Genomic DNA, 15,269 nt, shown 5'->3' with positions numbered 1-15,269 from the left:
CGGCGGATTAGGTCACCGGCGCCGGATTGAACAGCACGAGCGCGTTATGCAGCTTGAGCGCCTCGGCCTTCGTCTGCTTCCTGCCGCTCGCCACATCGAGCATCAGCCGGAACAGCTCCCAGCCCACATCGGCGATGGTCGCCTCGCCCGTCGCGATGGTGCCCGCGTTCACGTCCATGAGATCGTGCCAGCGGCGCGCCAGATCGGAGCGCGTCGCGACCTTGAGCACCGGCACTTCGGCGAGGCTGTACGGCGTGCCGCGCCCCGTCGTGAAGACATGCAGGTTGATGCCCGCCGCCAGTTGCAGCGTGCCGCAGATGAAATCGCTCGCAGGCGTCGACGCGTAGATCAGGCCCTTCTGCTTCACCTTCTCGCCCGGCGACAGCACGCCGGAAATCGCCGAGCTGCCCGATTTGACGATGGACCCCATCGCCTTCTCGACGATGTTCGACAGCCCGCCCTTCTTGTTGCCCGGCGTCGTGTTGGCGCTGCGGTCCGCGCCGCCGCGCTTCAGATAGTCGTCGTACCACTGCATTTCGCGGATGATCGCCTGCGCCACTTCGCCGTTTGCCGCGCGCGCCGTCAGTTGCGCGACGCCATCGCGCACTTCGGTCACTTCCGAGAACATCACGGTCGCGCCCGCGCGCACCAGCAGATCGGTCGCGAAGCCCACGGCCGGATTCGCCGTCAGGCCGGAAAACGCATCGCTGCCGCCGCACTGCACCCCGACAACCAGATCCGCCGCCGGACACGTCTCGCGGCGGCGATTGTTCAGGCGCTTCAGATGCGTGTCGGCCATGCGCATGATCGACTCGATCATCGAGGCGAAGCCGACATGCGCCTCGTCCTGCAGCACGACCGTGCCGCCGTTGTCGTCGTGCGTGTTGTCGCCGATATCCGCGACGTCTTCGATTTGCGCCGACGCCGCCGCGATCGGAATCGTGCCCGGCGGCATCAGGCGCTCGGGCTGAAGCTTTTCGCAGCCGAGCGACACCATCATCACTTCGCCGCCGAAGTTCGGGTTCAGCGCGATGTTGCGCACTGTGCGGATCGGCACCATCGCATCGGGCGCGTCGATGGCGACGCCGCAGCCGTAGGTATGGCCGAGGCTCACGACATCGTCGACGTTCGGATACCGCGGCAGCAGTTCCGCCTTGATGCGCGTGACCGCGTGCTGCACGACGTCCGCGACGCACTGCACGGTCGTCGTGATCGCGAGGATGTTGCGCGTGCCGACGGACCCGTCCGCGTTGCGATAGCCCTCGAACGTGAAGCCTTCCAGCGGCGATTCGTCCGGCGCCTTGATCGTCGCCATCGGCAGATCGTGCAGTTCGGGCGAAGCCGGCATGCGGGTGACATGCTCGTTGATCCAGCTTCCCTTCGGCAGCGCTTTCGTCGCATAGCCGATCACCACGTTGTAGCGCATCACCGCGTCGCCTTCCGCGAGATCCTTCAGCGCGACCTTGTGGCCCTGCGGCACGCGCTCGCGCAGCACGAGGCCGTCGGCGAACGTGGCGCCTTCGCCGAGACCGCCGTCGTTCACGACGATCGCGACGTTGTCGTCCGGATGGACACGGATATAGAGGGGAGACTGATTCATTCTGACGAATCCTTGAGCAAACACACCGCGTGGCTGCGGCTGGAGTTATGTCATCCTACAACATAGATGGTCACAATTGGTTAGTATTTACCCGGATTCATTGATTTCAAAGCGTTAAATCGGTTGTCCGACGACGGTCTATGTTGTACGATGACTTACGAGATCGGCCATCGCCGGTCGCCGACCATCGAGACTTCATCACCATGACGACACCGCAAGAACTGAAGCAAATCGTTTCCGAAGGCCTGCTTTCCTTCCCCGTGACGGATTTCGACAGCCAGGGCAACTTCCGCGCGGACACGTACGCCGAGCGCCTCGAATGGCTGGCTCCGTACGGTGCTTCGGCGTTGTTCGTCGCGGGCGGCACGGGCGAGTTCTTTTCGCTGACGCAACCCGAATATTCGCAGATCGTGAAGACGGCCACCGAAGTGTGCCGCGGCAAGGTGCCGATTCTCGCGGGCGCGGGCGGCCCGACGCGCACGGCGATCGCCTTCGCGCAGGAAGCCGAACGCCAGGGCGCGCAAGGCGTGCTGCTCATGCCGCATTACCTGACGGAAGCCTCCCAGGACGGCATCCGCAATCACGCGGAAGAAGTGTGCAAGGCCGTGCCGAACATGGGCGTCATCATCTATAACCGCGCGAACTCGAAGCTCAACGCCGACATGCTGGAACAGCTCGCGGAAAGCTGCCCGAACCTGATCGGCTTCAAGGACGGCGTCGGCGAAATCGAGAACATGGTGACGATCCGCCGCCGTCTCGGCGATCGCTTCTCGTACCTCGGCGGCCTGCCGACGGCGGAAGTCTATGCCGCCGCCTACAAGGCGCTGGGCGTGCCGGTGTATTCGTCGGCGGTGTTCAACTTCATCCCGAAGACGGCGATGGAGTTCTACCGCGCGATCGCCGCGGAAGATCACGCGACCACGGGCCGCCTGATCGACGAATTCTTCCTGCCGTACCTGAAGATCCGCAACCGCAAGGCCGGTTACGCCGTGTCGATCGTCAAGGCGGGCGCGAAGCTCGTCGGCCACGACGCGGGCCCGGTGCGCGCACCGCTGACCGATCTGACCGGCGAAGAAATGGAACAGCTCGACGCGCTCATCAAGAAGCTCGGCGCGCAGTAAGCGTCACCAGCCGGAGACACGGGAAGCGCTTTGTGGCGCTTCTCGGACAAAGGGCCGCCATATGCGGCCCTTGATGTATCGAGAGTCAAGGAGAAAGGCCATGTCGATGAGCCGCGCCGCGAATCCCGCGGAGGTCATGAAGCGCACGCGCGTGCGCTATCTCATTCTGTTGCTGATCTTCGTGATCACGACGTTCAACTACGCGGACCGCGCGACCTTGTCCGTGACCGGCTCCGCGATGCGCGCCGAATTCGGTTTCGACGCGATCCGCATGGGCTACATCTTCTCGGCGTTCAGCTGGGCGTATGTGCTCTCGCAAGTGCCCGCGGGCTGGCTGCTCGACCGCTTCGGCGCGCGGCGCGTGTATGCGGCGAGCATTTTCCTGTGGTCGCTCTTCACGCTGCTGCAAAGCTCGATCGGCCTGCTCGGCAGCGCGGCGACCGCGGTGACGGCGCTTTTCGTGCTGCGTTTCGCGATGGGCGCGGCCGAAGCGCCGGCGTTTCCGGCCAACGCGAAAGTCGTGGCAAGCTGGTTCCCGACGCAGGAACGCGGCACCGCATCGGCGATCTTCAACTCCGCGCAGTATTTCGCCGCTGTCGTCTTCACGCCATTGATGGCGTGGCTCACACACGCGTTCGGCTGGCATCACGTGTATATCGTGATGGGCGTCGCGGGTCTCGCGCTCGCGCTCACGTGGCTCTCCGTGATGAAGAATCCGGTGGACCATCCGCGCGTGAACAAGCAGGAACTCGACCATATCGAGGAAGGCGGCGGCCTGGTGCGCGGGCATCAGCGCGCGGGAACGGGCGCGCGCGCGAAGTCGAACACGGTCGGCTGGCCGGTCGTGAAGCAACTGCTCACCAACCGCATGCTGCTCGGCGTGTATCTCGCGCAATACTGCATCAACGTGCTCACGTACTTCTTCCTGACGTGGTTCCCGATCTATCTCGTGCAGGCGCGTCACATGACGATCCTGCAGGCGGGATTCGTCGCCTCGCTGCCCGCGATCTGCGGCTTCACGGGCGGCGTGCTCGGCGGCGTGATTTCCGATGGCCTGATCCGCCGCGGCAAGTCGCTGACCTTCGCACGCAAGCTGCCGATCGTCGGCGGCATGCTGCTTTCGTCGTGCATCATCGGCTGCAACTATGTCGATACGGACTGGGTCGTGGTCGCGCTGATGTCGCTCGCGTTCTTCGGCAAGGGTATCGGCGCATTGGGCTGGGCCGTGGTCGCGGATACGTCGCCGAAAGAAGCCATCGGGCTGTCGGGCTCGATCTTCAACATGTTCGGCAACGTGGCGGGCATCGTGACGCCGATCGTGATCGGCTATCTCGTCGCGCAGTCGGGCTCGTTCAACGGCGCGCTGGCGTTCGTCGGCATCAACGCGCTGATCACGGTGTTCAGCTATCTCGTGATCGTGAAGGAAATCAAACGCGTGGAACTGCGGCCGGTCTGAGCGCCGCATTTTCTCTGATCGAAGAGGCAACCTTTGCGGGTTGCCTTTTTGTCTTTTTGGCTTTAGCTCGCGCGAATCACGTCGATGCGCAGCGGCTCGCCGCCATTGGCGATGTCGAGCAGGCGATCCACGTTCGGATGCGCGCCCGGCCGGTTGCGTGCATCGGCGGTATGTTCGGCGAACACGGCGAGACCATGCGCGGCGGCTTTGGCGTCGAGCGTGCCGAACGCCTGCTGCAGATAATGATAGACCGCGAGCGAGCCTTGCTTGCCCGGCTTGTTCTCGATGCTCGCGACGACTTCGCCTTTGCCATCGACCAGATCGATGCGCTCGATGCCTTCGATGGCGGGCATCTGGGCCAGGTTGTCCTTGAATACGTCGTTCGGCTGGATCACGGAAAGCTCCATGTTATGAGTGATGATTCGGGGCGCCGTATCTTAGCCGATCGCGGGAAGATCATTCGTCGAACGCTCATATCGATAGCGCTCGATATTATTTGGCGCGCCGCGCGCAGACCTCTAGCATCGGGGCTCTTTCCACTGCCGAAGTCCGCATCATGAAGCTCTCCACGCCAATCAAATCCGCACTGCTTTCCATGCTGCTCGCATGCGGTGTCGCCAGCATGCTGCCCGCCAATGCCGCCGACAAGACGGTTCGGGTCGGCATCATGTCGGGCGAAGACGAAGACGTATGGCGCGCGGTCGCGGCGAACGCGGCGAAGCACGGCATCACGGTCAAGGTCACGACTTTCGCGGACTACACGCAACCCAACGAAGCGCTCGCGCAACACGATCTCGACGCCAATTCGTTCCAGCACAAACCCTATCTCGACGCGCAGATTCAGGCACGCCATTACGACATCGTGCCTGTCGGCTATACGTATGTGCAGCCTATCGGCCTGTACTCGCGCAAGGTGAAATCCGTGGCGGATCTGCCGCAGAACGCGGCCATCGGCGTGCCGAACGATCCGAGCAACGAAGGCCGCGCGCTCCTGCTGCTTCAGGCGAACGGCATCATCAAGCTGCGCGACAACGTCGGCCTCTTGCCGACCGCGCGCGATATCGCGAGCAACCCGAAGCATGTGCAGATCAAGGAGCTCGATGCGGGCATCGTCGGGCGCGCGATCGGCGATCTCGACGCGGCCGTGGTCAACACGGACTGGGCGATCAAGGCGGGCATCAAGATTCCGCAGGAACGCATTGCGCAGGAGAAGGTGCCGGGCAATCCGTATCGCAACTTCATTGCCGTCAATGCGAAAGATGCGCAGGCGCCGTGGGTGAAGACGCTCGTCGAAAGCTATCAGCAGGCGAATGTCGCCTCGGCGATTCTGACCGTTTATCACGGCGCGACATTGCCCGCATGGGAAGGCGCGCCGCAGATCGCGTCAGGCAAATAAGCTCACTCAGCACGGCACGATCGCGTTCGCGAGCGCGATCGTGCCGCCTTCGATGACGCGCGCCGTGATGCCGCCAAAACCGCGCACCGCGTTATAGCCGCCCACGCCGAAGGTCTCTTCCATGCGCGAGCAGGGATGACACTCCCCGCTCGCTTCGAGCACCGCATCGCCGATGCGAAAGCGCCGGTCTTTCAGCGCGTTCAGATTGATGCCCGACGTGACGATATTGCGGCGCAGACCGCCGGGCGATACCTCGTCGAGCCCGAGATGGCTGGCGATCGCGCGCAGGCTTTCCGCCTGAATCAACGTGACCTGCCTGCTGCCCTCCTTGCGGCTGTAGTGATCGCCGTCGAGTCCCGCGCCCGCCAATGCCAGCGCCGATTCGACCACCTGCAACGGCGCGCGCCGCGACACGCGCAACCCGATCCAGATGACACGGCCCGGCTTTACCGGCGCATTCATGAGTCGTGCAAGCGGCGAATCGGGATTGAGCGGCATGGCGTCTCAACGGCTATGCAAGCTCGCCCGCGACGATGAGCAATTCGCGCTTCGAAGCCTGCAAAGCGAACTGCTTCGCTTCCTGATACGCGGGGTCTTCGTAACACGCGACCGCCGCTTCGTGAGACGGAAACTCGACGACGAGCACGCGCTGCGCATCGCGCGCCTCTCTCAGCACGGAAGACGCATCGACGGTCTTGAGCTTCGCCTGATACTTTTGCGCAATCGGCGCCCATAACGCGCCGTATGTCTTCTGCGCCTCCTGATCCGTGACGCTGGTGCCGAGAATGATCCAATAGCCTTTCATGCGATGTGCTCCGGAAAGAGATCGTCGAGTCGCTTCGCGCAAGATAAAGGGTTCCGCGATGCATGGCAACTTTCCATCAGCAATACAACGCCCGCCGATATTGTCGATCGCGAATCGTGATGAAGCGGGCCAATTCTTCGCGTCGGACTAAGGTCGCTCGATGAAGCCTATCGGACGAGAAAACCGTACGTCAGCGGATCGCGCTCGTCCACGATCCAGTTGGCGAAGCCGCACACATAGGCGTTGCCTTCGACTTCGGGAATCACCGCCTCGAAGTCGCCGACCGTCGTCTCGCCGAGCACCCGTCCCTTGAACACCGTGCCGATGATCGATTCGTTCACGAGCGTCTCGCCCTTGCGCAGTTCGCCGCGCAGATAAAGCTGCGCGACGCGCCCGCCGGTGCCCGAGCCTGTCGGCGAGCGGTCCACTTCCCGGTCGGCGAACACGCAGCAATTCGCCTGCGTGGACCCTTCATGCCGCGGCGCGCCGGCAATGATGGTGCCGTAGATGTGGTTGATCTCCGGAATGTCGGGATGCTCGACCGGATAGGCCTTGTTGGCGGCTTCCTTGACCTCGGCGCCGAAACGGATGAGCGCTTCGACGGACGACTCGCGAACTTCCAGACCGTGCGGTGCGCCATCGGTATAGAAGTAAAACGCGCCGCCGAACGCAATGTCGCCTTTCACCGTGCCGAAGGAAGGCGTTTCGACGGCGACATCCCGCTTCCAGATGAACGACGGCACGTTGACGAAGCGCACGTTGCCCGCATGCTCGCCGTCCCATTGCACGAACGCTTCGATAAAGCCGCACGGCGCATCGATGCCGATGCGCGTCTCGGGAATCTGCCGCTGAACCCAGCCCAGTTCGACCGCCGCGGTGGACAGTGCGATCACGCCATGGCCACAGTGATCGCTATATCCTTCGTTGTGAAGGAAGATGATGCCAAAGTCCGCGCCCGGCGTGACCGGCTCGGTGAGATAGCCGCCGTACATATCGGCGTGGCCGCGCGGCTCGAACATCAACGCTTTGCGGATCTCGTCGGCGTTCTCCTTGAGCCATGCGCGGCGCTTCACGATCGTGTCGCCCGGCAAACGCGGAAGCCCGCTCGTCACGATGCGGAACGCCTCGCCTCCGGTATGGACTTCGACGGTGGAAATGGTGCGTGAAATTTTCATGCGAGTTCCGTGGTTGCGGGGCAGATAGCATCGACCCTAAACGAGCTGGCGCTACGAAGTCAATCGTCGATCGGTTCGAGCAGCCGCCCTTCTTCTTTCATGACGACGAGGTCCGCCACCGCGAGCCGCATCTTGGCCCAGTCCGACGCTCGATTCTTGGCTCTTCAGCCTGTGTCATCGCGCCGCTATCGTATGTGATATGCAACGCGGAGAACACGCATGGACTCATCGATTACCTACCGGCATCTCGACACGCCCGACGACTGGACGCGCGCCTTCGACGTCATGAAGGAGCTGCGCCCGCACCTCACGGACGCGAACGCGTTCTGCGCGCAGATGCGCCGTCAACGCGAAGAGAGTTATCGTCTGCTCGCGGCCTGCGACGAAGACGGCGCGATTCTCGGCCTCGCCGGCTATCGCACGCAAACGAATACGCTGTACGGACGTTTCGTGTATGTCGACGATCTCGTCGTCACGTCGCGGCTGCAGCGCGGGGGTATCGGCGCGGGCCTGCTCGACCGCGTGCGCGAGATCGCGCGCCATTCGCGCTGCGCGCATTTCGTGCTCGACACCGGCCTGCACATGGCGCTTGCGCAGCGCTTCTACTATCGCAACGGCCTGCTCGCGAAAGGCATGCATTTCGTCGAACCCCTCGCTCAGCACGGGGAGAACGCGTCATGAAAGTGCTCTTCGTCAACGCCAGCCCGCACGGCGAGAACAGCCACGGTTATCGCCTCGCGCGCGAGATGCTCGGTGCGCTGGGCAAGAGCGCGCGCGCGGAAACCGTCGAACGCGATCTCGCCGCCATGCCGCTGCCGCCGCTCACGCAGGACTATGCGCGTGCCGTCATCTCGCGCGAACCGGATACGCGCTCGTTCGACGTGTCCGAGCAGTTGATCCGCGAGATCGAAACCACCGATGCGCTCATCATCAACACGCCGATGCATAACTTCACCGTGCCCGCCGCGTTGAAGCTATGGATCGACTACGTGCTGCGGATTCATCGCACGTTCGCGGCGACGCCCGAAGGCAAGGTCGGCCTCATGCGCGACCGGCCCACGTTCGTGATCGTCGGCTCGGGCGGTTTCCATTGCGGCGAGAACGCGCGGCAGCGGGATTTCCTCACGCCGTATCTGCGTTATGCGCTCGGTTCCATCGGCTTGCACAGCCTGCATTTTCTGCTGCTGCAAGGGCTGATTCGCGGCGACGATGCGGCGGAGCAAGCGCTGGACGCCGCGCGCGGCGAGATCGCGCGTCACGCCTTGTTCGCATCGGACGCCCTCGCGATCTAACCGTCGTATGCGCGCCGTAGCATGCGCGAAAGACGCGCGGCTTCGTCGGCATCGGCGACATTCGCGAAGCCGACGACGATCCCGCGCAACGTGTGCCGCGCGCGCGCATTCAGATACCACGCCGATAGCGCGAGCACCGCGAGCCCTGCTTCGCGTGCGCGCGCGGCCATCGCCATGTCGTCGACAGGCCCGTTGCGCCCCGCCCGGAAGATCGCGACGAGATGCATGCCGCCGGTCGGAAGGTCGATGCTCACTCTATCGCCGAACGCCTTTCTGATTGCATCCGCGAGCAGCATGCGCCGCTCGGCATAGAGCGCGCGCATGCGCTTCAGATGCCGCGCGAAATGCCCTTGCGCGATGAAGTCCGCTACCGCCGCCTGATAGAGATGCGGGGAGCCCGCGTTCATGTTCTTCGTGAGCTGGTCGAAGCGCGCGGCGGCCCGCTCCGGCGCGACCACGTAGGAAAGCCGCAGGCCCGGAAACAGCACTTTGCTGAAGGTGCCGCAATAGATCACGCGATCGTCGCGGTCGAGGCTCTTCAGCGCGGGCAGCGGCCGGCCCACGTAGCGGAACTCGCTGTCGTAATCGTCTTCGACGATCCAGCTTCCCGCGCGGCTCGCCCAGTCGAGCAGCTTCATGCGCCGCGCGAGCGACAGCGTCACGCCGAGCGGACTCTGATGCGAAGGCGTGACGAACGCGAAACGCGCTTCGTTACAGAGCGCGATGCCCGCATCGACGTCGAGCCCTTCGTGATCGATAGGGACCGGCGCGAGGTGCATGGCCGCATCGGCGAGAAAGTTACGCGCGAGCAGATAGCCTGGCTCTTCGAACCACGCGCGATCCTCCGGCTTCGCGAGACTGCGCAAGATGAGTTCGAGCGAGGCGCGATAGCCGTTCGTCACGAAGACCTGCTCCGGCACGCACTCGACGCCGCGCGACAGGCCGAGATACGTCGCGATGCGCTCCCTCAGCGGGCGATAGCCGGATGGATCGGGATACGTGAGCGTTGCGAGGTCGCCGCTTTTTGCGCGAGCTGAAACGAGCCGGCTCCAGACCTTGCGCGGAAAGGCATCGAGCGCGGGCAATCCGGGCCGCAGCGGCTTCGCGTCGTTGCCGATATCGGCGGTGGGCGCGGGCCGCCTGATGCGCGGCGCATGCGTGCGCTCGCGAGTCTTGCGCGCCGCACCCGCCGTAACCGCGCCCGGCAGCGACGACGACACGAACGTGCCCGCCGCGCCGCGCATCTGCAAATAACCCTCATCGACGAGAATGTTATAGGCCATTTCGACTGTGCCGCGCGCAGTATTCAGTTGCGTCGCGAGGCCGCGCAAGGCGGGCACCCGATCGCCCGGCTTCAGATGGCCGGCCGAGATCGCTGCTTTGAAGCGTTCGCATATCTGCAGATAAATGGGCGACGCCTCGTGCCGGTCGATTTCGATCGTCAGCGTGATTTCGGCTTTGGACATGGCGCGGTTCATGGACTAGTGCGATCGATGATTCTTGTCCCTTCTTGCTAAGCCATGATTCTCGCACAATGGCATCACTTTCACTTTTCTGAGCGAGGTGCATCATGAAGGTTGTCGTGATCGGCGGTTCGGGTTTGATCGGCGCTAAAGTCGTTGCGATTCTGCGTGAGAAGGGTCATGAGGCCATCGCCGCATCGCCGCGCAGCGGCGTAAATTCGGTGACGGGCGAAGGACTGGGCGAAGCGCTGCGCGGCGCGCAAGTGGTGGTCGATGTCGCGAACGCGCCTTCGTGGGCGCCGGACGACGTGCTGGCGTTCTTCCGCGCCTCGACCACGAATCTCGTGAAGGCCGAAGCCGAAGCGGGCGTCGCGCATCATGTCGCGCTGTCGATCGTCGGCACGGACCGCATGCCGGACAACGGCTACTTCGTCGCGAAAGTCGCGCAGGAAAAGCTCATCGAGACATCGGGCGTGCCGTATTCCATTGTCCGCGCGACGCAGTTCATGGAGTTCCTCGGCGGCATTGCCGATGCGGGCATGCAGGACGGCAAGGTGCATCTCTCGACGGGACAGTTCCAGCCGATCGCGGCGGACGATGTCGCGGCCATCGTGGCGGATGTCGCGCTCGAAGCGCCGTTGAACGGCATCGTCGATATCGCCGGGCCGGACCGTGCGCCGCTGCATCAGATCGTCGGCCGGTATCTGAAGGCGCAGGGCGATACGCGCGAGATCGTTCCCGATCCGAAGGCGACCTACTTCGGTGGCACGGTCGAGGAAGAGTCGCTCGTGCCGACGGGCATTGCGCGCCGTGGCAAGATCGCGCTGGCCGACTGGCTCGGCCGCGCGGGTTCGTAAGTCATGCCCTCTAACGCCTCGCCTCGCGCGAGGCGTTAAGCGCAGTCGGCCTAAACGCTCAGACGACCCTCGACGTATCGTTGCCATGACGCGTCGTCGAATGTTCGTCGACGCATTCGTCGTGTTCCACCTGAACCGTGACATGCTGAATGTTGAACTGCACCGCCAGTCTCCGCTGAACCGAAAGCACCACTTCGCGCGCATTCGTGCCCGCTGCCGGATGAACGTGCAAGGTCACCATGTGCTGCTCTCCGGTGATCGACCACGCGTGGATGTGGTGAGCGTTCTCCACTTCGGGCACGTTGCTCTCCAGATCGGTCTTGATGTCGATCAGATTCACGCCTTCCGGCGTACCTTCCAGCAGAATGTGCGCGGACGATTTAACGATGCCCCACGCGCTCTTGAGAATGATCACGGCGACGAAGATGGACAGCAGCGGATCGATAGGCGTCCAGCCTGTCCACAGAATCACGACCGCCGCGACGATGGCCGCCACGGAGCCCAGCATATCGCCGAGCACATGAAGCCACGCGCCACGCAGATTCAGGTTCTCCCGGTTCCCGCCATGCAGCACGGCGAATGCCGCGATATTGGCGAGCAGCCCGGCTATCGCAACAATCAGCATCGTCTTGCCGATGACCGGCACGGGTGAAGCGAAACGCTGAGCGGCTTCGATCACGATCCACGCGGCAATCACGAACAGCGCGCAACCGTTGACGAACGCCGCGAGAATCTCGAGGCGTTTGTAGCCGAACGAAAGTTGTTCAGTCGCGGGCCGTTTCCCATAGTGAATCGCGGTCCAGCTAAAACCCAGCGCCGCGGCGTCGCTCACCATGTGACCCGCATCCGCCAGCAGCGCCAGCGAACCGGAAATCACGCCGCCGGCAACTTCGACCAGCATGAATATCGCAATGATCACGAAGGCCCAGCCGATGCGCCGCTGGTCGCTCACGCCATGCAGATGGTTATGGCCGGCATGACCATGACCATGACCGTGCTCATGGTCATGGCCCTCGTGGCGATGGTCGTGTCCGTCCTCGTGCGTGTGTTGGGATGCCATTGGCGCGTTCCTTGAGCAAGCTCGAATCGATATTCTAGTTCGATCAGGAAGCGGCAACCGATCCGATTAAATCAATGCAGGCCGTTCTATTTCCGAAGCAATCGCAGTCCATTGGCGACGACCAGCAGACTCGCGCCGACATCGGCGAACACGGCCATCCACATGGTGCCCAAACCGGCGATGGTCAACGCGAGGAACACCGCCTTGATCCCCAGCGCCAGCGTGATGTTCTGCACGAGAATGCCGTGTGTCGCCCTCGACAGCCGGATGAACGTCGGTATCTTGCGCAGGTCGTCGTCCATCAGCGCGACGTCGGCGGTTTCGATGGCGGTATCCGTTCCCATCGCGCCCATCGCGAAGCCGATATCGGCTTGCGCAAGCGCCGGCGCATCGTTGATGCCGTCGCCGACCATGCCCACCATCGCGCCGCGGTTCGATAGCGTCTTCACGACGGCGAGCTTGTCCTCGGGAAGCTGATTGCCTTCCGCGCGATCGATGCCGACCTGCGCCGCGATCGCCGCCGCCGTGTGGGGATTGTCGCCGGTCAGCATCGCCGTGCGAACGCCGAGCGCGTGCAGACCGGCGATGGCGTCCTTGCTGCTGTCCTTCACGGTATCGGCCACCGCGAAGAGACCGAGCACGCGTGTCTGGTCGATCAGCATCACGACCGTCTTGCCCTCGCGCTCCAGCGCATCCAGACGGGCTTCGAGCTCGGTCGAGCAACGGCCGGACTCTTCGACGAGCCGATGATTGCCGAGCGCATAGCGCCGTCCATTCACGACGCCCGCGACGCCCCGGCCCGCAATGGCCTCGAACGCATCGACTTCCAGCCGGGCGACGCCCTGCGCAGCCGCCGCCCGCGCGATTGCCGACGACACCGGATGATCCGAGCGGCCCGCGAGACTCGCCGCAATCGAGCGTACTGTCGCGCTGTCGATATCGGTTGCGCGCAGTTCGAATTCGGTCTGCACGGGCTTGCCGTGCGTGATCGTGCCGGTCTTGTCGAGCGCCAGCCAGGCGAGCTTGCGGCCCTGTTCGAGATACGTGCCGCCCTTTACCAGAATGCCGTGACGCGCCGCGGCGGCAAGGCCGCTGACAATGGTGACGGGCGTGGAAATCACCAGCGCGCACGGGCAGGCGATCACGAGCAGCACCAGCGCCTTGTAGATCCAGTCGAACCACGCGCCCGCGAAGAACAGCGGCGGAATGACGGCAACGCCCACCGCCAGCATGAAAACGATCGGCGTATAGACGCGCGCAAACCGGTCGACGAAGCGTTGCGTCGGCGCCTTCGCGCCCTGCGCTTCCTCGACCGCGTGGATGATGCGCGCGAGCGTCGTGTTGTTGGCCGCCGCCGTCACTCGATATTCGAACGAACCTGCCTCGTTGATGGTGCCGGCGAACACGGCATCGCCCTCCGCCTTGTCGACGGGCAGGCTCTCGCCGGTGATCGGCGCCTGATTCACGGTCGAGCGGCCGCTCACGATCTCCCCGTCAAGCCCGATCCGCTCGCCCGGCTTGACGCGCACGAGCGCACCGGGCGCAATCGTCGACGCTTCGACCTCGATCCACGCGCCATCGGCCTGTTTCACGGTGGCTTTTTCGGGGGCGAGGCGCATGAGTCCCTGAATCGCATTGCGCGCACGGTCCAGCGACTTCGCCTCGATGAGTTCGGCGATGGTGAAAAGCACCATCACCATCGCGGCCTCGGGCCATTGGCCGAGCAGCAGCGCGCCCGTCACGGCGATGCTCATCAGCGCATTGATGTTGAGGTTGCGGTTCCGGACGGCGATCCAGCCTTTCTTGTAGGTGCCGAGCCCCGAACAGGCGACGGCCGCGAGCGCGAGCGCCGCGACGGCCCAGACGGGCGCGCCCGCCCAACTGGCGGCCTCGGAACCGACGGCGGCCACGACTGCCGTCGCGAGCGGCCACCAGGGCTTGCGGACTTCCGGCGCGGCCTGCGGCGCGTCGCCGAGCTCCGGCTTGAACCCGAGCGTGCCGAGCGCCTTGACGATGGCATCCAGCCCGTCGGGCTGGTGCACCACCGTCAAGACCCGCTGCATCAGATTGAACTCAAGCTCGGCGACTTCCGGCATGCCGCCCAGCTTTTTGCGGATGAGCGCTTCCTCGGTCGGGCAGTCCATCTGCAGGATGCGCATCTGGGTGCGAACCGAAGCGCCGACGGCAACGGTTCCGGCAAGCGCCTCGAAGGAGGCTGGCGCCGCGCCACCGCACTTATCGTCGTGACCGTGGCCATGCGAATCGTGCGAATGATCGTGGCCGTGATGATCGTGCGCGCCGTGCTCGTGCCGTTCGGCCGCGCCGCAGCACGCGGTTTCGCCGCACGCGTCTTGCCCCATCGTCTTGTCTTCGTGTGTCATGGCCGTATCCTTATTCTGCTGTATGCTCGCAGTACACACCTTGAAGTTGCTTCAAGGTCAAGGACTTTTTAAGGAAGGACGCCAACCATGAGAATCGGGGAACTCGCGAAACTGGCGAACTGCACGACCGAGACCATCCGTTTCTACGAGAAGGAAGGGCTGCTGGCTCCGCCCGAGCGAAACGGCGCGAACTATCGCAGTTACACCGCAAGCCACGTCGACCGGCTTCGTTTCATCCGGAATTGCCGCGCGCTCGACATGACGCACGACGAAGTGCGGGCGCTGCTGGTCGCATCCGACGACCCGTCCGGCACTTGCGAGAGCGTGAACGCGCTCGTGGACGATCACATCGTGCACGTGGATGAGCGGATCGCCGAGCTCACGCATCTGCGCCAGCAACTGACGTCGCTCAGGCAGCGATGCGGCGGCGGCGCGGCCGTCGAGCAGTGCGGCATCGTGCAAGGTCTGACATCGATGGAAACGATCGCGCCGAAGCCGCGCACGACTCATCTGGGCTAACCGCGCCAAAAATCATACGAAAACCCGCGTAAGTGTTCCCTGTAAAGAAACATTTGCCGATGCCGATAACTCGGAAACAGAAGGGGCCGGACGATCGTCCGGGTCTTCATCGACATCCGGGAAAGCGTTTTGCGCCGCCCGGCG

14 protein-coding genes and 1 pseudogene are annotated in these 15,269 nt (G+C 63.8%); 7 read left to right on the top strand and 8 right to left on the bottom strand.

Features of this window, described 5'->3' with window-relative positions:
* Positions 1–7 precede the first annotated feature (7 nt).
* Complete coding sequence (gene garD, locus LY284_RS29795; RefSeq protein WP_014252709.1) at positions 8–1,600, bottom strand: galactarate dehydratase; 1,593 nt, start codon at positions 1,598–1,600, stop codon at positions 8–10.
* Between the two features lie 203 nt (positions 1,601–1,803).
* On the opposite strand from garD, the gene kdgD reads away from it, so the two are divergent.
* Both kdgD and LY284_RS29785 read left to right on the top strand, forming a co-directional pair.
* Positions 1,804–2,721 carry a 5-dehydro-4-deoxyglucarate dehydratase gene (gene kdgD, locus LY284_RS29790; RefSeq protein ID WP_014252710.1) on the top strand — a complete coding sequence of 306 codons (918 nt, stop codon included), beginning with the start codon at positions 1,804–1,806 and terminating at the stop codon, positions 2,719–2,721.
* 55 nt (positions 2,722–2,776) lie between these two features.
* Positions 2,777–4,177: pseudogene (locus LY284_RS29785) on the top strand (MFS transporter); the annotation flags it as partial.
* Between the two features lie 62 nt (positions 4,178–4,239).
* Here the strand turns inward: LY284_RS29785 and LY284_RS29780 are convergent.
* Positions 4,240–4,572 (bottom strand): DUF2322 family protein, encoded by a 333-nt coding sequence (locus LY284_RS29780; RefSeq protein WP_233389701.1) that lies wholly within the window; start codon positions 4,570–4,572, stop codon positions 4,240–4,242.
* A gap of 161 nt (positions 4,573–4,733) precedes the next feature.
* On the opposite strand from LY284_RS29780, the gene LY284_RS29775 reads away from it, so the two are divergent.
* Positions 4,734–5,573 carry a MetQ/NlpA family lipoprotein gene (locus tag LY284_RS29775; RefSeq protein WP_045461467.1) on the top strand — a complete coding sequence of 280 codons (840 nt, stop codon included), beginning with the start codon at positions 4,734–4,736 and terminating at the stop codon, positions 5,571–5,573.
* A gap of 6 nt (positions 5,574–5,579) precedes the next feature.
* Here LY284_RS29775 and LY284_RS29770 read toward each other — a convergent pair whose 3' ends face one another.
* The 3 genes from LY284_RS29770 to lhpH form a co-directional block, all read right to left on the bottom strand.
* Positions 5,580–6,071, bottom strand: a complete 492-nt coding sequence (locus tag LY284_RS29770; protein ID WP_233389699.1) for an MOSC domain-containing protein — start codon at positions 6,069–6,071, stop codon at positions 5,580–5,582.
* 13 nt (positions 6,072–6,084) lie between these two features.
* Positions 6,085–6,378 carry a DUF1330 domain-containing protein gene (locus LY284_RS29765; RefSeq protein WP_233389697.1) on the bottom strand — a complete coding sequence of 98 codons (294 nt, stop codon included), beginning with the start codon at positions 6,376–6,378 and terminating at the stop codon, positions 6,085–6,087.
* A gap of 167 nt (positions 6,379–6,545) precedes the next feature.
* Entirely contained in the window at positions 6,546–7,553 is a 1,008-nt protein-coding gene (lhpH, locus tag LY284_RS29760) for a trans-3-hydroxy-L-proline dehydratase (protein ID WP_233389695.1), read from the bottom strand.
* A 219-nt stretch (positions 7,554–7,772) separates the two neighbouring features.
* Here lhpH and LY284_RS29755 point away from each other — a divergent pair, with 219 nt between their 5' ends.
* Positions 7,773–8,234 carry a GNAT family N-acetyltransferase gene (locus tag LY284_RS29755; RefSeq protein ID WP_233389693.1) on the top strand — a complete coding sequence of 154 codons (462 nt, stop codon included), beginning with the start codon at positions 7,773–7,775 and terminating at the stop codon, positions 8,232–8,234.
* Entirely contained in the window at positions 8,231–8,845 is a 615-nt protein-coding gene (locus LY284_RS29750) for an FMN-dependent NADH-azoreductase (RefSeq protein ID WP_233389691.1), read from the top strand. The genes LY284_RS29755 and LY284_RS29750 overlap by 4 nt, the downstream gene beginning before the upstream one ends.
* Here LY284_RS29750 and LY284_RS29745 read toward each other — a convergent pair.
* The gene (locus LY284_RS29745) at positions 8,842–10,311 is read right to left on the bottom strand and encodes a PLP-dependent aminotransferase family protein (protein WP_233389690.1); all 1,470 of its coding nucleotides are present in this window, start codon (positions 10,309–10,311) and stop codon (positions 8,842–8,844) included. The two genes, LY284_RS29750 and LY284_RS29745, sit on opposite strands and share 4 nt — an antisense overlap.
* A gap of 104 nt (positions 10,312–10,415) precedes the next feature.
* On the opposite strand from LY284_RS29745, the gene LY284_RS29740 reads away from it, so the two are divergent.
* A complete protein-coding gene (locus LY284_RS29740) occupies positions 10,416–11,165 on the top strand; it encodes an SDR family oxidoreductase (protein WP_233389688.1) in 750 nt (249 codons plus the stop codon).
* 58 nt (positions 11,166–11,223) lie between these two features.
* Here LY284_RS29740 and LY284_RS29735 read toward each other — a convergent pair whose 3' ends face one another.
* A complete protein-coding gene (locus LY284_RS29735; protein ID WP_233389686.1) occupies positions 11,224–12,225 on the bottom strand; it encodes a cation diffusion facilitator family transporter in 1,002 nt (333 codons plus the stop codon).
* A gap of 86 nt (positions 12,226–12,311) precedes the next feature.
* Positions 12,312–14,606 carry a heavy metal translocating P-type ATPase gene (locus LY284_RS29730; protein ID WP_375294304.1) on the bottom strand — a complete coding sequence of 765 codons (2,295 nt, stop codon included), beginning with the start codon at positions 14,604–14,606 and terminating at the stop codon, positions 12,312–12,314.
* Between the two features lie 87 nt (positions 14,607–14,693).
* Between LY284_RS29730 and cadR the strand changes: the two genes are divergently transcribed.
* Positions 14,694–15,125, top strand: coding sequence for a Cd(II)/Pb(II)-responsive transcriptional regulator (gene cadR / locus LY284_RS29725; protein ID WP_014252723.1), 432 nt, complete (start codon positions 14,694–14,696; stop codon positions 15,123–15,125).
* Positions 15,126–15,269 lie beyond the last annotated feature (144 nt).

The sequence above is a fragment of the Caballeronia sp. PC1 genome (assembly GCF_021353155.1).
Taxonomy (GTDB): Bacteria; Pseudomonadota; Gammaproteobacteria; order Burkholderiales; family Burkholderiaceae; genus Caballeronia; species Caballeronia cordobensis.
The sequence above is the reverse complement of the archived record's forward strand: the minus strand, read 5'-3'. Positions and strand labels throughout refer to the sequence as shown.